This window comes from Rhodococcus opacus B4 (assembly GCF_000010805.1).
GTDB lineage: Bacteria > Actinomycetota > Actinomycetes > Mycobacteriales > Mycobacteriaceae > Rhodococcus_F > Rhodococcus_F opacus_C.
In genome coordinates this window covers 3,793,172-3,815,105 of sequence record NC_012522.1, presented here as the reverse complement: position 1 = coordinate 3,815,105, position 21,934 = coordinate 3,793,172, and the positions used below count along the sequence as shown (strand labels likewise).

The window sequence follows — 21,934 nt, the reverse complement described above, 5'->3', positions numbered from 1 at the left end:
AGGTGGACTGCCGTGCAAGGTTTGATTCTGCAACTCACACGAGCAGGGTTCCTGCTTCTGCTGTGGCTGTTCGTCTGGACCGTTCTGCGGGCGTTGCGCGGCGACATCTACGCCGGCTCCGGCGTCCGTGTGCCGCCCCGATATTCGCGCAGCGGCAATGTTCTGCCGTCGCTGGGGAAGACGAAGACGGCCAAGTATCTGGTGGTGACGCAGGGCGGCCTCGCCGGCACGCGCATCACTCTCGGCACTCAGCCCGTCCTCATCGGCCGGGCCGACGACTCCACGCTCGTCCTCACCGACGACTACGCCTCCACCCGCCACGCTCGGCTCTCCCCGCGAGGCGCCGACTGGTACGTCGAAGACCTCGGCTCGACCAACGGCACGTATCTGGACCGCGCCAAGGTCACCACATCTGTCCGCGTGCCGCTCGGTACCCCCGTACGGGTCGGCAAAACGGTAATCGAGTTGCGCCCGTGACCCTCGTACTCCGCTATGCCGCCCGCAGCGATCGTGGCCTCGTCCGTTCCAACAACGAAGATTCGGTGTACGCCGGGGCCCGCCTGCTGGCGCTCGCGGACGGCATGGGCGGTCACGCGGCCGGTGAGGTCGCGTCGCAGTTGATGATCGCGGCCCTCGCGCACCTCGACGACGACGAGCCCGGCGAAGACCTGCTCGGCAAGCTGGAGGCCGCCACCCGCGAGGGCAACGACACCATCGCCGATCACGTCGAGGAAGACCCGGAACTCGACGGCATGGGCACCACGCTCACCGCAATCCTGTTCTCCGGCAACAAGCTCGGGCTGGTCCACATCGGCGACTCGCGCGCCTACCTGCTCCGCGACGACTCGCTGGCGCAGATCACCCGGGACGACACGTTCGTGCAGTCGCTGGTCGACGAGGGCCGGATCACCGCCGAGCAGGCGCACACCCACCCGCAGCGCTCGCTCATCATGCGCGCCCTCACCGGCAACGAGATCGAACCGACGCTGACGGTCCGCGAGGCCCGCGCCGGCGACCGTTATCTGCTGTGCTCCGACGGACTGTCGGACGTGGTCAGCGACGAGACCATCGAGAACACGATGCGGGAGGGCTCGCAGGACGAGTGCGCCGACCGGCTCATCGAACTCGCACTGCGCAGCGGCGGCCCGGACAACGTGACGGTCGTCGTCGCCGACGTCATCGACCTCGATTACGGGCAGAGTCATCCCATCGTGGCCGGTGCCGCCTCCGCCGACGACGAAGAGGACGCGCCCCCGCCGAACACGGCCGCGGGACGCGCCGCGGCGATGCGTCCGCCGCGTGCCACGCCGAAGCGGGTGGTCCCGCAGGTCGAGGAACCGCCGACGAAGAAGAAGCGGCACCGCATGTGGTGGGCCGCACTCGCGCTCGGTCTGATCGTCGTGGTCGCCGTCGCTGCCTTCGTGGGGCGGGCTCTGGTCCGCAACAACTACTACGTCGGCGCCGACGGCGAACGCGTCACCGTGCTGCGCGGCGTTCCCGGTTCGGTGCTCGGTTACTCGCTGCAGGAGGCGAATCTCGTCGGCTGTGTCAGCGATTCCGGCGACCTGACGTTGATGTCGCCGACCGAATCGCCGAACGGGTGCACCATCCTCGAGGTCGACGACCTCCAGCCGTCCGCCCGTGAGCAGGTGCGGGCCGGGCTGCCGTCGGGCAAGCTCGACGACGTCCGCAACCAGATGACGCGGCTCGCCCAGAACGATCTGCTTCCGGTCTGTGAGTCGGAGTCGGCCACCACCACGACGACCACCCCGGCGCCGAGTCCTGCTCCGACCCCGGCCCCCGCGCCGGTCCCGGAGACCACGCCGCCGCCCGCGCCCGCTCCCGCACCCGCTCCCCCGGCAGCGTTGCCGGGACCGGAGACGCCTGCACCCCAGACCCCGACCGCCACCCCGGCGCCGACCGTGACCCAGGTTCCCGGTCAGAACTGCAGGACGGCTAGCTGATGTCGGTCGCAAGTGCATCACCGGGGGCGCAGTTTCCCAGTCCACCCGGCGGGTTCGCGCCAGCCCCCGTCCAGTCGACGCGCCGGGGTACCGAACTGATCCTGATCGGTTTCGCGATCCTGATCACGACGATCTCGCTGGTGCTCGTCGAGGCCAGCCAGGAGCAGAGCATCACCTGGGACCTCGCCAAGTACGCCGCCGCCTACTCGGCGCTGTTCCTGATCGCGCATCTCGCGGTGCGCCGGTTCGCGCCGTATGCCGACCCCCTGATCCTGCCGATCGTGGCGCTGCTCAACGGACTCGGCCTGGTGCTGATCCACCGGCTCGACCTCGCCGACGCGCAGTCCGCCGCCTACTTCGGGCTGCCCGTCCCGTCGCCGGACGCCAACCAGCAGGTGCTGTGGACGACGCTGGCCATCGCCGGTTTCGTGGCCGTGCTGGTGCTGCTCAAGGACTACCGCCTGCTCGCCCGCTACAGCTACACCCTCGGCCTCGCCGGGCTGGTGTTCCTCGCCATCCCGGCGATCCTGCCGTCGAGCTTCTCCGAGGTGAACGGCGCGAAGATCTGGATCCGTCTCCCCGGCTTCAGCATTCAGCCCGGCGAGTTCGCGAAGATCCTCCTGATCATCTTCTTCGCCTCCGTCCTCGTCGCGAAGCGCGACCTGTTCACCACCGCGGGCAAGCACGTGTTCGGCATCGACCTCCCGCGCGCCCGCGACCTCGGGCCCATCCTCGTCGCGTGGATGGTGTCGGTGGGGGTGCTGGTGCTGGAGAAGGACCTCGGCACGTCGCTGCTGCTGTTCAGCACCGTGCTCGTGATGCTCTACATCGCCACCGAACGCGTCGGATGGCTGCTGATCGGCGTCGGACTGCTCGGCATCGGTTTCTTCTTCGCGTACCAGCTGTTCGGCCACGTCCGGGTCCGGGTCAGCACCTGGCTCGACCCGCTGGCCGACTACAACAACACCGGCTACCAGATCTCCCAGTCGCTGTTCGGGCTCGCGACCGGTGGCGTCGCGGGGACGGGCCTCGGCAGCGGCCGGCCCGCCCAGGTGCCGTTCGCGAAGACCGACTTCATCGTCGCGACGATCGGTGAGGAACTCGGACTGATCGGCCTCGCCGCCGTCCTGATGCTGTTCCTGATTCTCGTCATCCGCGGGCTGCGCACCGCGCTCGCCGTCCGCGACAGTTTCGGCAAGCTCCTCGCCGCCGGTCTGTCGTTCACGATCGCGGTGCAGGTGTTCGTGGTGGTCGGCGGCGTCACCAAGCTGATCCCCCTCACCGGTCTGACCACGCCGTTCATGTCGTACGGCGGGTCGTCCCTGCTCGCCAACTACCTCCTCCTCGCGATCCTGATCAAAATCTCCGACGCCGCCCGTGAGCCGGCCGTGCCGAAGAAGAAGGGCCCCGCACCCATCGCCGACGCCCCGACCGAGATGGTGCCGCGCTCATGAACACACCGCTGCGCCGTGTCGCGATCGCCGTCATGGTGATGGTGGTCGCCCTCCTCGCCAACGCCACCTACGTTCAGGTCATCAAGGCGGACAACCTGCGGGCCGATCCGCGGAACTCGCGCGTGCTGCTCGACGAGTACTCGCGTCAGCGCGGCCAGATCTCGGCGGCCGGGCAGGTGCTCGCGGCCTCCGTTCCGACCGACGACCGCTACAAGTACCTGCGGACCTACCCGCCGAACCCGGCGGCGCCGTCGAGCCCGCTGGCCAACGCACCGGTCACCGGTTTCTACTCGATGCAGTACGGCAGCACCGGACTCGAGCGTGCCGAGGACCCGGTCCTCAACGGTTCCGACAACCGGCTGTTCGGGCGTCGCTTCTTCGACCTCGTGTCCGGACGCGACCCGCGTGGCGGCAATGTGGTGAGCACCATCAACCCGGTGATGCAGCAGGTGGCGTACGACGAGCTGACCGCAAAGGGCTACACCGGTTCGGTCGTGGCGATCGAGCCGAGCACCGGACGCATCCTCACGATGGTGAGCACCCCGAGCTACGATCCCAACTCGCTCGCCAGCCACGACGGCACCGAGACCACCCAGGCGTGGGAGGCGCTGAACGCCGATCCGGAGAAGCCGCTGATCAACCGTGCGGTGTCGCAGACGTACCCGCCCGGTTCCACGTTCAAGGTGGTGGTCACCGCCGCGGCTCTCGCCGCCGGAACCACCCCCGACACCCAGCTGACCGCGGCCCCGCAGATCACTCTTCCCGGCACGTCGACGACGCTCGAGAACTACAACGGCTCCACCTGCGGCGGCGCACCCACCGCGTCGCTGCGGGAAGCGTTCGCGCGGTCCTGCAACACGGCATTCGTCGAACTCGGCGTGAAGACCGGCGCCGACGCCGTCGGCGACCAGTCCAGCGCACTCGGCATCGGCGGGCAGATGCCCGGCGTCCCGTTCCCCGTCGCCGACAGCACCATCGGGTCGATCCCCGACGACGCCGCACTCGGCCAGAGCAGCATCGGCCAGCGGGACGTGGCGCTCACCCCGCTGCAGAACGCGATGATCGCGGCTACTGTCGCCAACGGTGGAGTGCGGATGCAGCCACAGCTGGTGTCGGAACTGCAGGGCCCGGACCTGTCGAACCTCGCGACCACCAACCCGGTGTCCGAGGGCCAGGCGATGTCGTCGCAGGTGGCGGCTACCCTGACCGATCTGATGATCGGTTCCGAGAACAACACCAGCGGCGAGGGCAAGATCCCGGGCGTCCAGATCGCGTCCAAGACGGGCACCGCCGAACACGGAACCGACCCACGGAACACCCCGCCCCACGCCTGGTACATCGGATTCGCACCCGCCCAGAACCCGACCGTCGCCATCGCGGTCATCGTCGAGGACGGCGGAGATCGTGCACTGGCCGCAACCGGCGGCTCGGTGGCTGCACCTATCGGCCGTGCCGTCATCGCAGCCGGACTACAAGGGGGCTGATTGTGGCACTGAACAACGGCGCGCTGATCGCCAATCGATACCGCCTGATCCGGCTGATCGCGACGGGCGGAATGGGACAGGTCTGGGAAGCGACGGACAACCGGCTCAACCGTCGGGTCGCGGTGAAGGTGCTGAAGTCCGAGTTCTCGTCCGACCCGGAGTTCGTCGAACGGTTCCGCTTCGAGGCGCGCACCACCGCGCAGCTGAACCATTCCGGCATCGCCGGGATCTACGACTACGGCGAGGTCCGCGACGCCACCGGCGACTCCACCGCCTACCTGGTGATGGAACTCGTCAACGGGGAGCCGCTGAACGCCGTCCTCGCGCGAGTGGGCCGGCTCGCGGTGCCGCACGCTCTGGACATGCTCGAGCAGACCGGGCGGGCCCTGCAGGTGGCGCACGACGCCGGAGTCGTGCACCGCGACGTGAAGCCGGGCAACATCCTGATCACCCCCACCGGCCAGGTGAAGATCACCGACTTCGGCATCGCCAAAGCCGTGGAGAACTCGCCGGTCACGCGCACCGGCATGGTGATGGGCACCGCCCAGTACATCGCCCCCGAGCAGGCACTCGGCCAGGACGCGACGGCGGCCAGCGACGTGTACTCTCTCGGCATCGTCGGCTACGAAGCGCTGTCGGGACGACGCCCGTTCATCGGCGACGGGGCCATCACGGTGGCGATGAAACACGTGCAGGAGGCGCCGGCGCCGTTGCCGAACGACCTGCCGCCGAACATCCGCGAGCTCATCGACATCACGATCGCGAAGGACCCGAGCACCCGCTACGCCAGTGGCGGAGAGTTCGCCGACGCGGTCGCGGCGGTCCGGGCGGGCCGGCGGCCTCCGCCTCCCGGCAGCATGGGGACCGGAACGTCGCGGGTGCTGCCGCCGCCGATGACCGGTGCCACCCAGATGATCCCGCCGTCACAGACCGCGTATGCGGGGCCGGTCACCGGGCAGGTGCCGCCGGACGACGGGAACGGTGACGGCAAGAAGGGCGGGTTGACCAGTGGCCAGAAGGCCATCGCCTGGGGTGCGGGTGGTTTGATCCTGCTGGCGGCGATCATCGCGCTCGCGCTGGTTCTGTTCGACGGCGGTGACACGAAGGAACCGACGTCGCCGGCGATCACCTCGTCGCTGCGGACGATCACGACGACGCCGCGGCCGACGACGACCACCACGACCGAGGAATACACCACGACCACCGAGCCGCCGTACACGACGACCACCGAGCCGCCGTACACGACGACCACCACCACCCAGCCGACGACCACGACGACGACAGAGCCGACGACGACTACCACGACGACGACCACCACCACCGCACCCACGACGACGACCACGACGACCACGTCGGAGTCAGCTACTCCGACCCCACAAGGACAGCCATGACGACACCGCGCAACCTCTCCTCACGCTACGAGCTGGGTGAGATTCTCGGCTTCGGTGGCATGTCCGAGGTCCACCTCGCCCGCGACGTCCGGCTCAGCCGCGACGTCGCGATCAAGGTCCTGCGTGCCGACCTGGCCCGCGACCCCACGTTCTACCTGCGGTTCCGCCGCGAGGCGCAGAACGCGGCGGCGCTGAACCATCCGGCGATCGTGGCCGTCTACGACACCGGCGAGGCGGAAACCGACGCGGGACCGCTGCCGTACATCGTGATGGAGTACGTGGACGGCGACACGTTGCGCGACATCGTGCGCGGCGAGGGCCCGATGGCACCGCGGCGTGCGATGGAAGTCATCTCGGATGTGTGCGCGGCGCTCGACTTCAGCCACCGCAACGGCATCGTGCACCGCGACGTGAAGCCCGCCAACGTGATGATCAACCGTGCGGGTGCGGTGAAGGTGATGGACTTCGGCATCGCGCGGGCGATCTCCGACGCGTCCAGCCCCATGACGCAGACGGCCGCCGTCATCGGCACCGCCCAGTACCTGTCGCCCGAGCAAGCCCGCGGCGAGCAGGTCGACGCCCGATCCGACGTGTACTCGCTCGGCTGCGTGCTGTTCGAGATCCTCACCGGCGAACCCCCGTTCAAGGGCGACTCCCCGGTCGCGGTCGCGTACCAGCACGTGCGGGAGGACCCGCAGACGCCGTCCGTGGTCAACCCGGACATTCCGCGTGAGCTCGACTCGGTGATCCTCAAGGCGATGAGCAAGAACCCCGCCAACCGCTACCAGACCGCCGCCGACATGCGCAGCGACCTGGTCCGGGTTCTCGGCGGGCAGCGCCCCAGCGCGCCGATGGTCATGAGCGACGAGGACCGCACCACGATCCTCGGTGCCGTCGACTCCGGAGCCGGGAACTACCGGCGCCCGCCGAACACCACGCAGACGTCGGCGGCGAAGACGGACGGCGGCGAGCCCGACAAGAAGAAGAACCCGATGCGGCTGGCGCTGATGGCGCTCGGCGCCCTCATCGTCGTCGGCATCGTCGGCGCGTTCCTGTGGTCCGTGGGCCCGGGCTCGAAGGCCGACCAGGTCACCATGCCCGACGTCACGAACCAGGCCGCGGACGACGCCGAGACGACGCTGCAGAACCTCGGTTTCCGCGTCTCCCGGCAGCAGAAACCCGACGCCGTCGTGGCGACCGGCAACGTCATCACCACCCGGCCCGTCGGCGGCGTGCAGGTGGACGAGGGCAGCACGATCACCCTCGAGGTGTCGTCGGGCCCCGAACAGGTGAAGGTCCCGCGGCTCGCGGGCCTGACCCAGGACGAAGCCCAGCAGGAGCTCAACGCGGTCGGACTGCGGCTCGACACCGCCGTCGCCCGCGCACCGTCCGACGCGTCCGACGTCGACAAGGTGATCCAGCAGAACCCGTCGTCCGGGGCGAGCATCTCCCTCGACTCCGAGGTCGCCGTCACGCTGGGCACCGGACCCGAGCAGATCCGCATCCCCGACGTCACCGGCCAGAAGGTCGAGGTCGCGCAGGCGAACATCGAGGGTGCCGGCTTCAAGGTGCAGATCCAGAACATCGACTCCGGGGTGCCCAAGGGTCAGGTCGTCTCCACCGATCCCGTCGGCGGCTCCACCGCCGCCAAGGGCGACACCATCCAGATCCGGGTGTCGAACGGCAACAACATCGAGATGCCCGACCTGACGGGCAAGACCGTGTCGCAGGCGCTCGCGGAGCTGCGCAGCGCCGGCTGGAGCGGGTCGTCGGCGTCGCTGAATCAGACGCAGACATCCACGCTGGACCCGGAGATGGTCGGCAAGATCATCAGCCAGGAACAGCCGCCGGGATCGGAGATCACCAAGAACGGAGTCGTCTCGGTCGGCGTCGGCGCGCTCGGCATCCCGCGGTAGGCGGCTCCGCCGCCCGTGCGCCTTTGTGGTTGCTCCAGCTACCAGAAAGGCGCACGGGAGCTACGCGCCCAGTGCCTGCGCGACCTCGGCTTCGAGCGTGGCGACGAGGGATTCCTTCGGGGCGTCGCCGCAGACGGTGAGCCAGTTGGCGAGCATGCGGTGCCCGCCCTCGGTGAGCACGGACTCCGGATGGAACTGCACGCCGTGGATCGGCAGTTCGCGGTGCCGCATCGCCATGACGATGCCGCTGTCGGTGTGCGCGGTGACCTCGAGTTCGTCCGGGATGGTGTCTTCCAGGACGGTCAGCGAGTGGTACCGCGTGGCGGTGAACGGGTCGGGCAGACCCGCGAGGACACCCTCGCCGCGGTGGTGGACGACGCTGGTCTTGCCGTGCAGGAGTTCGGGCGCCCGGTCGACGGTCGCGCCGAACGCGGCACCGATCGCCTGGTGTCCGAGGCACACGCCGAGGAGCGGCGTGCCGGCCGCGGCACATGCCGTGACCAGGTCCATCGTCGCGCCTGCGCGCTGCGGTGTGCCGGGGCCGGGGCTCAGGAGGATGCCGTCGAAGTCGGCCGCCGCGGCCGCGATCGCGTCGGGCCCGGTGAGGTTCGGATCGTCGTTGCGCCAGACCACGGCCCGTGTTCCCAGCTGTCCGAGGTACTGGACCAGGTTGAACACGAAGCTGTCGTAGTTGTCGACGACGAGAATCCTCATGGGAGCAGGGTATTCTGCCCGCCTCGTGTCCCGCACGGCCGGGGACCGTTCGCGTCAGTGACCGGCGTAACCGGGCACGGACAATTGGCCGGACGCGGCCTCCGAATAGCCGAGGCCGAACCGCGTCGCGTACTGCTTGAACAGGCGGATTCCGGGTTCGTTGGCGAGTGCCGCCTCCAGTCGGGCGGGATCACCGATCGCCGACATCACGTACGGCGGGCTGTACGTGCGGCCGTGCAGCAGCAGGGTGTTGCCGATGCAGCGCGGCGCGGACGTGTTGACGATCCGCTGGTCCTGCATGCCGACGGCCTCGGCGCCGCCCACCCACAGCGCGTTCAGCACGCTCTGGACGTCCTGCTGGTGGACGACGAGATCGTCCGGCGACGCGTCGACGGGATACTTGCCGTCGGCGTCGCGGGGGGCGTCGGTGAGTGTGACGGTGACGCCGGGACCGGTCATCGGGGTGAGTCCGGCGTCCGTGGCGAGCGCCTTGCTGTCGGCGAGGGCCTGCGCGACCCCGCTGTCGGACGCCGCGGCGTCCTGCTGCAGCGACTCGACCTGCGCCGCCAGGTTGTCTCGGGTCTCGGCCACCTGGTCGGTCTCGGACTGCGCGTTCCGCACGAGGTCGGACAATCGGGTGGAATCGCCGGCGCGGATCTCGTTGCCGTGCGACACCTGGCGGGTGGTGGCCACCAGCAGGCCGGCCACGAGACACACCACCAGCACCGCGATCCGCCAGAAGATCGACCTGGTCACCGGTGTTTCCGTCCCCTCGTCCTCGCCGCGCGAATCGCGGCTACGTTAGCGTGTACACACGCAGGTATTTCCGAATCTACCTGCCCACATTCCCGTAGAGCCGCACGAACGAGGACGTCATGCCGAAGTCGAAGGTCCGAAAGAAGACCGATTACACGATCAACCCTGCGAGCCGCACCCCGGTGAAGGTGAAGGCGGGTCCGTCGAGCACCCTGTACGTCTCGGTGATGCTCGGGTTCATGCTGGTCGGCCTGGTGTGGCTGCTCGTCTACTACCTGGCCGCCGACCAGCTCGAGTGGATGAACAACCTCGGTGCCTACAACTTCCTCATCGGGTTCGGCTTCATGGTGGTCGGCCTGATCATGACGATGCGCTGGCGTTGACGATCACAATTACACGCATGTCATTCATCCCCAATGTGGACAACCCCTGTGGATAGCCGCAGGTCGAGTGCCGATGTCTGCTGACGAGGCACCGCTGGAGTGGTCGACGCCGCTCGGTGCGGTGATCGCTCTGGCCGCGGGCGGGCTCGCGTTGGGGGTCGCGGGACTCTCGGTGTCGACCGAGCCGGCGGGCCGCGTTCTGGTGTGCGTCGCCGCCGTCGGGCTGCTGCTGACCGCCGCGTCGGCGCTCCGGCAGCGCCCGCGCCTGGCCGTCGACAAGGAGGGCGGCGGGATCGTGGTGCGCCGGCTGACGGGCCGCCACGGGTACGCCCGGGCGCAGATCGACCGGGCGCGTCTGGTCCGGTATCCGCGGTTGGGCCGCCGCGTGCCGATGCTCGAGATCGACGTCCGCACCGAGGACGGCACCGAACGCCTCCTGATCTTCGGCCGCTGGGATCTCGGCACCAATCCGGAGGACGTGTTCGATGCCCTCGCGGTGCACCGTCTGGTGGGCCGGGGTCAGTAGCCGAAGCTCGCGCGGAGCTGCAGGGTGCGGACCGCGATGACGGCCAGCGGCACCAGCACCACGGCACCGAGGCAGACCCAGCCGACGGTGACGGCCTTCTCCCGGTTGTTCCCGGCGCCCAGCAGCTGAGGCGCGTAGAGGACGGCCGCGGTGGCCGCCGCCCCGGCGACAAGGCCGCCGAGATGCCCCCACAGTGAGATGCCGGGGATGGTGATGCTGATGATCACGTTGATGGCGATCACCGAGATCACCGGCGCCGGACTGCGTCGCAGCCTCAGGAGGATGACGGCCTGCGCGCCCATCAGTCCGAACACGGCGCCCGACGCACCCGCGGTGACGGCGTGCAGCTGGAACAGCATCACCGCGGCGGAACCGCCGAGGATCGATGCGAAGTACACGCAGGCGTAGCGGGCGCGGCCGAGGACCAGTTCGGTGTCGCGGCCGATGATCCACAGCGCGAACATGTTGACGGCCAGGTGGATGAGACCGAAGTGGAGGAATCCGCTGCCGATCACACGGACGAGCTGACCGTCCACGACAGCGGGTGGGAACAGCGCCCAATCGGCGAAGAGCGTCGATCCCGCCTGGTTCTGCATGATGCTGCGGGACTGCGCCGCGGTGATCAGGAAGATGCCGACGTTCGCGGCCATCAGGATGTACGTCACCAGCGGCATCGCACGCTGCTGCGTGGTCACGGCGCCTGCGACGTTGCGGACCTGACGGACGTCACGCTGCCCGGCGGCGACGCAGTCGACGCACTGGTAGCCGACGGCCGCTTCGCGGAGGCATTCGGGGCACGCCGGGCGACCGCACCGGTTGCACGACAGCGCGGTGGGTCGATCGGGGTGGCGGACGCACCGCGGCTGGGGCGGAGTGCCCTCGTTCGCGGCACCGCCCCAGCCGGGGTTGGTCATGTGCTGCGGTTCCCTACGCGATGGTGACGCTGTTGATCACGACCGGCTCGAGCGGACGGTCCGAGCGATCGGTGGCCGTGGTCGAGATGGCGTCGACGACCTTCTTCGACTCCTCGTCGACGACCTCACCGAAGATGGTGTGGCGACGGTTGAGGTGCGGCGTCGGGCCGGTGGTGATGAAGAACTGCGAACCGTTGGTTCCCGGGCCCGCGTTGGCCATGGCCAGGATGTAGGCGCGGTCGAACTGCAGTTCCGGGTGGAACTCGTCGCCGAACTTGTAGCCCGGGCCGCCGGCGCCGGTGCCCGTCGGGTCGCCGCCCTGGATCATGAACCCGTCGATGACGCGGTGGAAGACGGCGCCGTCGTAGAACGGTCCGGAGTTGGTGCCGCCGGCGTTGGCGGTGCTGTAGTCCTTCGAACCGTCGGCCAGGCCGACGAAGTTCTCGACGGTCTTGGGCGCGTGGTTGCCGAACAGCGCGATCTTGATGTCGCCGCGGTTGGTGTGCAGCGTTGCGGTTGCGGTCTGATGAGGTGAAGTCACACCACCATGTTGCCATTGTGCGGTTCCGTGTGGTTCCGCCGCCGTGACTCGAGTACTTCGGATCGGTTCGTGCTGCCGGTTCTTGTGACAAAGTGGGGTCATGACACGAGCGACGGAGTCCCTCACGAATCTGCTTCCGACCGAACGCGCCGAGCACCTGCAGGAGCAGGTGTCCGAACGAGTCGAGACCGCGCTGGCCCACGTCGAGGATTCGGCTTCCCGGGTCCGGGAATCCGAGGCTGTCGATCAGGCCCTGCGCTGTGCGCGTTCGGCCGCTCTCGCCACGGCTCGCGGCGCCGGTCAGCTCGGTCTGTTCCTCGGCAGGCAGGGGGCGTCGCTGGCGAAGCAGGGTTACGACCGCGCCCGGACCGTGCCGGTGAAGAAGGTCGCCCAGGACGTCGTGCGTCCGCTGACCTCGACTGTCGCGCCCGTCGAGGAGAAGAAGTCGCGGAAGGGGCGTCGCATCGCGATCGTCGTGCTGGTCGGCGCCGCTGTCGCCGGGGGCGCGGTGTTCTTCAAGAGCCGTCGCCGGGAGCAGCCACGTGTCGCGTCCGCTCCCCCGACCCTGCGCGACGCCGAGAGCCCGAACTCGCAGGAACCCACGCCGCCCACGGCGACGAAGCCTCTCGCGTCCAGCTGACTTCTCACTCCCCGGCCAGCGCGGCGCGCGCACGCTCGGTGTCGTCCGGCGTCCAGCCCGGGGGTTGCAGGATCGCCGCCCACATGTCGACGGCGTCCTCTCCGTAGTTGTGCCCGTGGCCGGGCGGCACGTCCGCCGAGAACACCATGTCCAGGGTGACCTGCCAGAACGTCACGAATGGGATCCACCGCATTCCGGGATCCACGTCCGGACCGTGCGGCTCGCGAAGCCAGTCGGGGCGGTTCAGCAACAGGTCGAACGACCACCAGGTGATGGGGTCGCCGGCGTGCTGCCAGTACACCACCCGGCGCTCGCCCCACGGACCGTCGAGTTCGAGGTCGGCGGGGTCTCCGGCGAAACGGATCCCCGCGCCGTCCTCGATCACCGGCACCCGCTCGAACGAGCCCGGATCGCGGTTCTCGGTGATCCGCGTCCACTGTTCGGTGAAGTTCGGGGTGCCCACCCACAGTGCGCCGTCGACGCGGGCCAGCATGTCCTGCCCGCCGACGAACGCGGCCTGTCCCCCGTACGAGCCGAGACTCTCCCCGAACACCACCAGCTTCGGCCGCGACTCCTGCGGCAACGCGGCCCATTCGGCGTAGACGGCCTCGAACAACGCCCGGCCCGCCACCATCGGGGTCTCCCGGTCCGCGATGAACGCGAGCGGGCTGGGGAGGAACGAATACTGCATCGACGCGATCGCGGTGTCGCCGTCGTACAGGTACTCCAGCGAGGAGGCGACGTCCTGGTTGACCCAGCCGCGACCGGTGGTCGTGGCGACGGCCAGCACGGCGCGGTCGTACGCGCCGGTGCGTTTCAGTTCGGCGACCACGTGCTCCGCGACCTCCTGGACGGTGCCTGCGGAGTCGCGACCCGCGTATGTGCGGATCGGTGTGAGAGCCGGGCGTCCGGTGAGGGCGGTGATGTCTGCGGCGGACGGACCACCGGCGACGAACGTGCGCCCCTCCTTGCCCAGTGAGTTCCAGGGTTCCGCCGAGTCCGGTGAGCCGGACCGTTCCGGGGCGGTCGGCTCGGTGACGCCTGCGGCCGTGTCGTGGTCGGCGGCGGCGAGGCTGCCGTTGGCGAGGGCGAGCAGGCCCGCGTAGAGCGCGCCGTTGACGACGAGGAACAGGACGGCGACCAGCACGACGACGCTCGCGATCTTCGCGACGGGTGCGGGCACGTACCGCAATCCGACGGCGGTCAGCCGCCGCGCGGCGCTCCGGAGGCCTCGGCCCGCGGCCAGCAGCAGTGCCGCGACGGCGAACGACATCACCAGGATCAGCAGGTAGTAGGAGCGGTTCGCGTGGTCTGCCCCGACCAGTTCGCGGACGATCTGCTGCCACCACGACCCCAGCACCAGGAAGGTGGGTACCAGGACCACGGCGGCGCCCAGCAGTGTCCACCAGCCGATCCTGCGGGTCTTCGGCGAGAAGTTCGGTTCGACCCCGCACCTGCGCACCACCCAGGCGACGAAGCATCCGATGCCGTAGCCCGTGGCCAGGCTGATGCCCGTGGCCACCGCCTGCAGGTACCACGGTCGCGGCAGCAACGACGGCGTCATCGACCACACGAAGAACAGCAACGCGAACGCGAGCCCGACGGGGTGCAGCGACCGCGCGTAGCGCACGCCACCGTCCCGCAGACGGGCGGGGACGGAACGCGCGGTGTCCGGCATCAGCGCATCCTAGTTGGACATACGACCTGCTGTCCTGTCTTCGTTTCACGGCTTGTACCAGGGGTATCCCGCAGGCAGATGCGCACCAGCGCGAGAATCCGTTCCGAGGAGCAGACATGACCGCCACACGTATCGCCCATCGCATCGCCGTTTTCGCGTTTCCGGTCGCCGCCACCGCGGCCCTGCTGACGGCCGGCCCCGCCGGCGCCGACCCACCCCACCCCTTCGGTGGACCGGCCCTCACCATCGGATGTCCGAACCAGGGCAGCTTGATGTCGTTGACGGCGCTCACCGGACAGTCCGGGCCGGAGGCGGTCCCGCCGATCGCGGACGGCGACATCCGCTTCGAGTCGCACCCCGCCGCGCCCCCGATTCCGGCAGCCGCGCAGGTCACCGTCGCCTGGGTCAACACCGACAGCGGACGCTCGGGGATCGTGAATCTCGGCGGCGTCTACCCGTTCCTGTCCGCGACGGTGAACACCGGCGTCGGGAACGTGGTGGCCACGGCCTTCGGGTCGATCAACTTCGGCAGCAGCCCGATCTGCCAGGCGAACCCGGCTATCGGCACGTTCATTGCGTGAGTTCGGCTGTGTTGCAGCCGAACCGGCGACGGTAGTCGCCGGGCGCGACACCGACCACCCGGTTGAAGTGGTGGCGTAGTAGCGCACCGGAACCGAATCCGGTGCGCCTCGAGATCGCCTCGAGTCCGAGGTCGGTGCCCTCGAGTAGCTGCCGGGCGTAGAGGACGCGCTGCGTCGTCAGCCACTTGACCGGGGTGGTGCCCGTCTCGGCCGCGAACTTGCGCGCGAACGTCCGTGACGACATGGACGAGCGGGCCGCGAGCTCGTCGACCGTGTGCGGCAACTCGAGGTTCTCGCTCATCCACGCCATCGTCTCGCTCAGACTGTCCGACGTGCACGCCACCACCGGCTGCTCGATGAACTGCCGCTGCCCGCCGTCGCGTTGCGGCGGCACGACCATCCGGCGGGCGATCGTGTTGGCCACCGTGGAACCGAGCTCCCGGCGCACCACGTGCAGGCAGGCGTCGATACCGGCCGCGGTGCCGGCGCTGGTGACGAGGTTGCCCTCGTCGACGAACAGGACGTCCGGGTCGACCACCGCCGTCGGGAACCGGGCGGCCAGTTCCTCGACGTACCCCCAGTGGGTGGTGCACTTGCGCCCGTCCAGCAGTCCCGCCTCGCCGAGCAGGAACGCACCGGAGCACAGGCTGAGGACCGTGGCACCGGCCTCCGCGGCCGCGCGTACGGCGTCGAGCGCCTCCGCGGGGAAGCCGGCCTGCGACCCCGGCGGCGGGACCACGACGAGATCCGCGTCCCGCAGCGAGTCCAGCCCGTATCCGGCCGCGAGCGTCAGACCGGGGGTGACCGACACGAGAGGTTCGCCGGGACGGATCCCGCAGATCCGGAAATCGAATGCCGGCACTCCGTATTCGGTGCGGTCGATGCCGAACACCTCGCAGACCACACCGAACTCGAACATCGACACCCGGTCGAGGAGCAGTGTCGCGACCTTGGAGATCATCCCCCGAGTCTAGTTGGCGATATCTTGGCGGACCATGGCGAAACGGCCAGTCATTCGCGGACTGCGCCGCAGATCGACACGAGTGCGCGGGCCAGCGTCGCCTGATGCAGCGCGTCGAGGCGCTGCTCGGCCGCCACCGCGACCGCGGCGTCGACGAGAGCGGGCACGCAACCCGGACCCGCGAGCACGGCCTGCTGCTCACGCAACTGCAGGAGGATGTCCGTGTTCTGGCGGTCGATGACCGGGCGGACCTGCGTCAGGTCGGGCCGGACGGTCGGCGCCGCCCCCGGCGCGACGCTCCACCAGGAGAACAGCGCGCGCTGCACCGCCTTGTTGGCCTCGATCTGGTCCCGGAAGATCTGCTGCACCCTCGGCGCGCTGAGGCCCTCGTCGACCGCCTGAGTGGCGACCGCCCCCAGCACCTGCGCCTCGCGCGCGGGATCGTCGATCGGCGACGGCGTGCCCCACTTCGCGGACGCCACCGTGTCTGCCGTGGCCAGGCGCAGCGACACCGCCTCGACCATCGGTTGCAGCGGGCGGGTCTGCGCACTCGCGGGGGCGGCACCACCCGCCGTCAGCAGTCCGAGCAGCGCCGCGGCGACGGCCGCCCTCCGGGCGAGTGCGGGCCGGGCCGTCGTCATGATGCGAGTGTAGGACCGGTCAGTCGTCCAGACCGGCGACTCCGCGTTTCCAGTAACCCGTGAACAGCGACTCCACCCGGTCCTTGCTCCACGCGCGCAACGGCTTGATATCGTTCGCCTCGCCTGCCGCGAACAGGAACGTGCGGCCGCCGGGCAGCGCGAGCGACTGCACCGTCGACGCCAGGGTGGACTCACTGCCGTCGCGAACGAGCCACGTCACGTTCACGTTGTCGCGCGCGGCCAGCGGGTAGCCGTGCTCGACGGCGTCGTCGGTCTCGATCACGACGTGCGCCGACACGTCGGCCGGGGACTCGTCGAGCCACCGCGCGACCGCGGGGATCGCCGTGGAATCGACGGCGAAGACGTAGTGGTCGAAGTTGTGGGCGAATGCCTTCGCGCCGGGCGGGCCTGCGATGGTCACGTCGTCGCCGATCTCGACCGTCATCGCCCAGGACGACGCGAGCCCACCGTCGTGCAGCACGAAGTCCAGGTCGAGTTCGAGGGTATCGGCGTCGTAGCGCCGGACGGTGTACTTACGGCTGGTCGGGAGCGGTCGCGGCCAGTCGAGCATCATCTCGTCGTTCACCACCGGGATGCGGCGGGTGCCGTCCGCATCGGGGAACACGATCTTGACGTGATCGTCGGCCTGATAGGTGTGGAACCCGTCGAGTCCGGGACCCCCGATCGTCAGGCGCACCATGCGGGGCGTGACGTACTCGCGCGCACGGACCGTGACCGTGCGGACTCCGATCGGGTAACCGATTCGCGCGGTTCCCTCCCCCGTCCGGTGGTGAGATGCGACGCGGCTGCGCGGGTCGAGACGGTCACGGGCTCCGGGATCGAGTGCGGTCATGAAGTAAGGGTAACCTCACCCGATAAGGGACCGCACAGCAGTGTGCCCCGGACTCTTCCGAATCCGGGGCACACTGTCAGATCTTTGAAATTGTGGAGCCTAGGAGATTCGAACTCCTGACATCTGCCTTGCAAAGGCAGCGCTCTACCAACTGAGCTAAGGCCCCGTTACCTCGTGCCACACCTCGTTGCCGCGGAGCAACTTGGACAGTCCGATTGCCACCAGCACTCCGGCTCCCACGAACAGGAGGACCTTCATGCGACTGACCTTTCACCGGCACCAGGAGTGGGCCTAGGAGGACTTGAACCTCCGACCTCTTCGTTATCAGCGAAGCGCTCTAACCGCCTGAGCTATAGGCCCCTGAAGTCTGGAAACTCATCTCGCACAGTTCCCTGAACCGAGTCGGAAGATTACCCCACCGGACCGGCAACTACCAAAACCGGTCCGGCGGGACGCTCTTTTCCCAGCTCAGTCCCTCTCGGTTTCCGCGCTCAGTCCCGGTCCGCGAGCGTCACTTCGACGCCCCCGACGAGGTCTGAACACAGGTTGTAGATGAACGCTCCGATCGTCGCCAGCGCGGTGAAGAGCACCATGTTGGCGAGGCCGATGACGGCGGCGTATCCGAAGACCTGCCCGGCCGTCACGAGCCCGTCGGAACTCGACTCCGCGACGATGTCGGTGAACGCGTTGTTCAGCCGGTCCCACACGCCCATCCCGTCCAGGACGACGTACAGCAGACCGACGGCCACCATCCACACGAAGAACAGCGACACCGAGATGACGGACGAGATCTTCAGCGTCGACCACGGGTCGATCTTGCGGACCTGCACCGTCGCGCGGAGCGCCTCGCCCTCCTCGACCCGCTGCGGGGCCACGGCGATCTTCGGCTGCTGACCCGTCGGCGCCGCCCCCGGCAGGGGGTGCTTGGCCTCGGACAGGTCCGGCATGTCCTTGGGGAGTACGTCCCGGTTGATGTGCCGGGTCGGTCCGTCGATCGCGGACGCCTTCGCCTTGGCCGACTCCCGCTGCGTCACGGCCCCCGCCGCGGCCGCACCGGACACCGCACCGACCGCCGCGGTGGAGGCCGCACCGGACGCTGCGCGATTGGATTCCTGCTTCTGCGTGGGCTGACCCTTCGCCGGAGCGGACGAGTTCGCTGCCGGCGACTTCTGCGTGGGGACGGCCTGGGTGGGAGCACCCGGGTTCTGTCCGCCCTGCGGCCGCTGCCCCTGGGGTGCGCCCTCGGGCTGCGACTTCTGCGGCGAGGTGGTCTGCGAACCGCCGGCAGCCTTCGCTGCCGCGGCACCCGCGGCCGCTGTTCCCGCACCGGCGGCCGGGTTCTGCCCCTCCGGGCGCGAGGCCTGCTTGGCTCCCGCCCCGCCCTGCAGGGGCCGCTTCAGGTTGGTCTGCGGCTCACGCTGCATTCCGCGCTGCCACGGCGGCGCCTGATTTCCGCGGATGGATTCGGTGGGCGCACCGCCCGCGGGCGCCCGGTTACCGGGAGCCTGCTGGGGCGGGGCCTGATGCCCGGGGGCCTGCTGGTTCGGAGCCTGACCCTGCTGCGGCGGCACGGGCCGGCCCTGCGGGGTCTGCGTCCGCGGACCCTGATGCTGGGGAGTCGACGGAGACCGGGCCGGATCGGCCGGAGCCTGCCGATCCGGTCTCGCGTCGGGAGCACCGCCCGGCCGGGCAGCCGGCCCCGCCTGAGCGGGGCCACGACCGGCTGACGCCTGCGGCCCCTGCGGCGCGGAACCCTGCTGCGGGTTCGGTCGCGCCGACCCGTTCTCGGGAGTGCGGGAGGCCTGCTGCTCGGGTCGCGCCTGATTGGCGGAACCCGGGCTCTGCCGGTCACTGCCTGGCTGGTTGGGAGTGCTCACTAGGACTCCTTAGCTCCTTTGCCGCTGCTCTCGGCGTTGTCGTCGGTCTCGTCGGGTTCGTCGGCATTGCGCGCGATCGCGAGCAGGTTGTCGCCTTCCCCGAGGTTCATCAAACGAACACCCTTGGTCTGCCGACCCGCCTTGCGGACCTGCTTGGCGGCGGTGCGGATGACGCCACCGCCCGACGTGATCGCGTAGAGCTCGTCGTCGTCGTTCACGATGAGCGCTCCGACCAGGGTGCCACGTTTCTTGTCGTATTGAATCGTGAGTACACCCTTTCCGCCGCGTCCCTGGACCGGGTAGTCCTCCATGCCGGTGCGCTTCGAGTAGCCGCCCGACGTCGCCACCAGCAGGTAGGTCCCCTCGCGCACCACGTTGAGCGACAGCAGTTCGTCGTCGCCGTTGAATCGCATGCCCTGGACACCGGAGGTGGCGCGTCCCATCGGGCGCAGCGCCTCGTCGGTGGCGGAGAACCGGATCGACTGCCCCTGTGCGGAGACGAGCAGCAGGTCGTCGTCGGAGGAGCAGAGCACCGCGCCGACCAGTTCGTCCTCGCCACGCAGGTTGATCGCGACGATGCCGCCGCTGCGGTTCGAGTCGAAATCGGTGAGCTTGGACTTCTTCACCAGACCGTTGCGCGTGGCGAGAACCAGGTAGGGCGCGTCCTCGTACGTCTTGATCTGGATGACACTCTGGATGCGCTCGTCGGGCTGGAACGCGAGCAGGTTGGCGACGTGCTGTCCGCGGGCCGTGCGGCTCGCCTCCGGCAGCTCGTACGCCTTCGCCCGGTACACGCGACCCTTCGTGGTGAAGAACAGCAGCCAGTCGTGGGTGGAGCTGACGAAGAAGTGCGAGACGATGTCGTCCTGCTTCAGCCCGGCACCCTGCACGCCCTTGCCGCCGCGCTTCTGCGAGCGGTACAGGTCGGTCTTGGTGCGCTTGGCGTAGCCGGTCTCGGTGATCGTGACGACGACGTCCTCGCGGGCGATCAGATCCTCGTCGGCCACGTCACCGTCGGCCGCGATGATCCGGGTCCGGCGGTCGTCGCCGTGCTTGTCGACGATCTCCTTCAGCTCGTCCCGGACGATCCGGCGCTGACGCTCGGGCTTCTCGAGGATGTCCTTGAGGTCGGCGATCTCCCGCTCGATCTCGGCGAGTTCGTCGATGATCTTCTGGCGCTCGAGGGCGGCGAGGCGGCGCAGCTGCATCGCGAGGATCGCGTCGGCCTGGATCTCGTCGACCGTGAGCAGCTCGATCAGGCCGGCGCGGGCGATGTCGACGGTCTGCGACGCCCGGATCAGGGCGATGACCTCGTCGAGGGCGTCGAGCGCCTTGACCAGACCGCGCAGGATGTGAGCGCGTTCCTCGGCCTTGCGGAGCAGGTACTCGGTGCGCCTGCGGATGACCTCGACCTGGTGGGCGACGTACAGCCGGATCATCTGGTCGAGGCGCAGGGTGCGCGGCACGCCGTCGACGATGGACAGCATGTTGCAGCCGAAGCTGGTCTGCAGCTGGGTGTGCTTGTACAGGTTGTTGAGCACGACCTTCGCGACCGCGTCACGCTTGACGGTGACGACGATGCGCATGCCCGCGCGGTCCGAGGACTCGTCGTGGATGTCGGAGATGCCTGCGATCTTCGCGTCGCGCACCTGCTCGGCGATCGACGTGATCAGGTTGTCCGGGTTGACCTGGTACGGCAGTTCCGTGATGACGATCGTGGTGCGCCCCTTGGCGTCCTCCTCGATCTCCACCACACCGCGCATGCGGACCGAACCGCGACCGGTGGTGTAGGCGTCGTGGATGCCCTGGCCGCCGACGATCAGGCCGTGCGTCGGGAAGTCGGGTCCCTTGACCCGTTCCATGACCGCGGTGAGGGTGGACTCCTCGTCGGCCTCCCAGTTCTCCAGCGCCCAGTAGATGGCCTCGGCGACCTCGCGCAGGTTGTGCGGCGGAATGTTGGTGGCCATACCGACGGCGATACCGCCGGAACCATTGATCAACAGGTTGGGGATACGGCTGGGGAGAACTGACGGTTCCTGTGTACGACCGTCGTAGTTCGGGGTGAAATCGACCGTCTCGTGGTCGATCTCCCGGAGCATTTCCATGGCCAGCGGAGTCAGCCGGCACTCGGTGTACCGCATCGCGGCGGCGCCGTCGTTCCCGCGGGAACCGAAGTTGCCCTGGCCGTCGACGAGCGGGTACCGCAGCGACCACGGCTGGGCCATGCGGACGAGCGTGTCGTAGATCGAGGCGTCGCCGTGCGGGTGATAGTTACCCATCGTCTCGGCGACCGGTCGCGCAGACTTCACATAACCGCGATCGGGCCGGTAACCGTTGTCGTACATCGCGTACAGAACGCGGCGGTGCACCGGCTTGAGACCGTCCCGCACGTCGGGCAGCGCGCGGCCCACGATCACGCTCATCGCGTAATCGATGTAGCTGCTCTGCATCTCCTGCTGAATGTCGACGGGCTCGATGCGGTCGTGCCCCGGTCCCTCCGGCGGCAACGTTGTGTCGGTCATGAGCTCCTTCTTCTACTCGGCTTGACGTCTCCTCGTGGACTCGCGGTCCAGCACGACGTCGCGCAACCACCCGAGTCTATAGGTGCAGGTCAGCTATGAGGGTGAAGGACTCGGATGCACTCGGGAATCGGTGCCGCG

The 21,934-nt window shown here is 68.9% G+C and carries 20 protein-coding genes and 2 tRNA genes; 10 read left to right on the top strand and 12 right to left on the bottom strand.

All coding sequences use genetic code 11. The features are described 5' to 3' along the window. Window positions 1-12: 12 nt before the first annotated feature. Genes ROP_RS17365 through pknB form a run of 6 tightly spaced genes read left to right on the top strand, consistent with a single transcriptional unit; the run spans window position 13 to window position 8,209 of the window. Complete coding sequence (locus ROP_RS17365) at window positions 13-477, top strand: FHA domain-containing protein FhaB/FipA (protein WP_005249074.1); 465 nt, start codon at window positions 13-15, stop codon at window positions 475-477. Further along, the gene (locus ROP_RS17360; protein ID WP_012690704.1) at window positions 474-1,964 is read left to right on the top strand and encodes a PP2C family protein-serine/threonine phosphatase; all 1,491 of its coding nucleotides are present in this window, start codon (window positions 474-476) and stop codon (window positions 1,962-1,964) included. The genes ROP_RS17365 and ROP_RS17360 overlap by 4 nt, the downstream gene beginning before the upstream one ends. Beyond that, window positions 1,964-3,418 (top strand): FtsW/RodA/SpoVE family cell cycle protein, encoded by a 1,455-nt coding sequence (locus tag ROP_RS17355; protein ID WP_009476773.1) that lies wholly within the window; start codon window positions 1,964-1,966, stop codon window positions 3,416-3,418. The genes ROP_RS17360 and ROP_RS17355 overlap by 1 nt, the downstream gene beginning before the upstream one ends. Continuing rightward, window positions 3,415-4,902 (top strand): penicillin-binding transpeptidase domain-containing protein, encoded by a 1,488-nt coding sequence (locus ROP_RS17350; protein ID WP_012690703.1) that lies wholly within the window; start codon window positions 3,415-3,417, stop codon window positions 4,900-4,902. Before ROP_RS17355 ends, ROP_RS17350 begins: the two co-directional genes overlap by 4 nt. Before the next feature lie 2 nt (window positions 4,903-4,904). Beyond that, entirely contained in the window at window positions 4,905-6,293 is a 1,389-nt protein-coding gene (locus ROP_RS17345) for a serine/threonine-protein kinase (RefSeq protein ID WP_012690702.1), read from the top strand. Continuing rightward, window positions 6,290-8,209 carry a Stk1 family PASTA domain-containing Ser/Thr kinase gene (pknB, locus tag ROP_RS17340; protein ID WP_012690701.1) on the top strand — a complete coding sequence of 640 codons (1,920 nt, stop codon included), beginning with the start codon at window positions 6,290-6,292 and terminating at the stop codon, window positions 8,207-8,209. The genes ROP_RS17345 and pknB overlap by 4 nt, the downstream gene beginning before the upstream one ends. A 60-nt stretch (window positions 8,210-8,269) precedes the next feature. Here pknB and ROP_RS17335 read toward each other — a convergent pair whose 3' ends face one another. Further along, window positions 8,270-8,923, bottom strand: a complete 654-nt coding sequence (locus tag ROP_RS17335) for an aminodeoxychorismate/anthranilate synthase component II (protein WP_012690700.1) — start codon at window positions 8,921-8,923, stop codon at window positions 8,270-8,272. 54 nt (window positions 8,924-8,977) lie between these two features. After that, complete coding sequence (locus tag ROP_RS17330; RefSeq protein ID WP_012690699.1) at window positions 8,978-9,679, bottom strand: DUF881 domain-containing protein; 702 nt, start codon at window positions 9,677-9,679, stop codon at window positions 8,978-8,980. 119 nt (window positions 9,680-9,798) lie between these two features. Between ROP_RS17330 and crgA the strand changes: the two genes are divergently transcribed. Together crgA and ROP_RS17320 are read left to right on the top strand one after the other, a co-directional pair. After that, window positions 9,799-10,062, top strand: a complete 264-nt coding sequence (crgA, locus tag ROP_RS17325; RefSeq protein ID WP_005249082.1) for a cell division protein CrgA — start codon at window positions 9,799-9,801, stop codon at window positions 10,060-10,062. 67 nt (window positions 10,063-10,129) lie between these two features. Continuing rightward, a complete protein-coding gene (locus ROP_RS17320; RefSeq protein WP_012690698.1) occupies window positions 10,130-10,588 on the top strand; it encodes a PH domain-containing protein in 459 nt (152 codons plus the stop codon). Here ROP_RS17320 and ROP_RS17315 read toward each other — a convergent pair. Beyond that, window positions 10,582-11,502 (bottom strand): rhomboid family intramembrane serine protease, encoded by a 921-nt coding sequence (locus ROP_RS17315; protein ID WP_012690697.1) that lies wholly within the window; start codon window positions 11,500-11,502, stop codon window positions 10,582-10,584. The genes ROP_RS17320 and ROP_RS17315 overlap by 7 nt on opposite strands. Before the next feature lie 13 nt (window positions 11,503-11,515). Next, window positions 11,516-12,043, bottom strand: coding sequence for a peptidylprolyl isomerase (locus tag ROP_RS17310; protein ID WP_012690696.1), 528 nt, complete (start codon window positions 12,041-12,043; stop codon window positions 11,516-11,518). Between the two features lie 100 nt (window positions 12,044-12,143). Here ROP_RS17310 and ROP_RS17305 point away from each other — a divergent pair, with 100 nt between their 5' ends. Further along, window positions 12,144-12,683, top strand: coding sequence for a hypothetical protein (locus ROP_RS17305; protein WP_012690695.1), 540 nt, complete (start codon window positions 12,144-12,146; stop codon window positions 12,681-12,683). Window positions 12,684-12,687: 4 nt separating this feature from the next. Here ROP_RS17305 and ROP_RS17300 read toward each other — a convergent pair whose 3' ends face one another. Then, window positions 12,688-14,361 (bottom strand): alpha/beta hydrolase, encoded by a 1,674-nt coding sequence (locus ROP_RS17300; RefSeq protein WP_012690694.1) that lies wholly within the window; start codon window positions 14,359-14,361, stop codon window positions 12,688-12,690. Between the two features lie 116 nt (window positions 14,362-14,477). Here ROP_RS17300 and ROP_RS17295 point away from each other — a divergent pair, with 116 nt between their 5' ends. Next, a complete protein-coding gene (locus ROP_RS17295) occupies window positions 14,478-14,942 on the top strand; it encodes a hypothetical protein (protein ID WP_012690693.1) in 465 nt (154 codons plus the stop codon). Here ROP_RS17295 and ROP_RS17290 read toward each other — a convergent pair. From ROP_RS17290 to gyrA, 7 genes are all read right to left on the bottom strand, one after another. Next, window positions 14,932-15,903, bottom strand: coding sequence for a helix-turn-helix domain-containing protein (locus ROP_RS17290; RefSeq protein WP_012690692.1), 972 nt, complete (start codon window positions 15,901-15,903; stop codon window positions 14,932-14,934). The genes ROP_RS17295 and ROP_RS17290 overlap by 11 nt on opposite strands. A gap of 50 nt (window positions 15,904-15,953) precedes the next feature. Beyond that, window positions 15,954-16,544: a chorismate mutase gene (locus ROP_RS17285; protein ID WP_012690691.1), complete on the bottom strand. Its 591-nt coding sequence runs from the start codon at window positions 16,542-16,544 to the stop codon at window positions 15,954-15,956. A 19-nt stretch (window positions 16,545-16,563) separates the two neighbouring features. Next, on the bottom strand, window positions 16,564-17,397 hold the full coding sequence (locus tag ROP_RS17280; RefSeq protein ID WP_012690690.1) for a siderophore-interacting protein: 834 nt from the start codon (window positions 17,395-17,397) through the stop codon (window positions 16,564-16,566). Between the two features lie 93 nt (window positions 17,398-17,490). Then, window positions 17,491-17,563, bottom strand: a tRNA-Ala gene (locus ROP_RS17275). Between the two features lie 120 nt (window positions 17,564-17,683). Then, a tRNA-Ile gene (locus ROP_RS17270) sits at window positions 17,684-17,757 on the bottom strand. Between the two features lie 131 nt (window positions 17,758-17,888). Further along, on the bottom strand, window positions 17,889-19,274 hold the full coding sequence (locus ROP_RS17265; RefSeq protein WP_080512493.1) for a DUF3566 domain-containing protein: 1,386 nt from the start codon (window positions 19,272-19,274) through the stop codon (window positions 17,889-17,891). Continuing rightward, entirely contained in the window at window positions 19,274-21,796 is a 2,523-nt protein-coding gene (gene gyrA, locus ROP_RS17260) for a DNA gyrase subunit A (RefSeq protein ID WP_012690688.1), read from the bottom strand. The genes ROP_RS17265 and gyrA overlap by 1 nt, the downstream gene beginning before the upstream one ends. Between the last annotated feature and the right edge of the window lie 138 nt (window positions 21,797-21,934).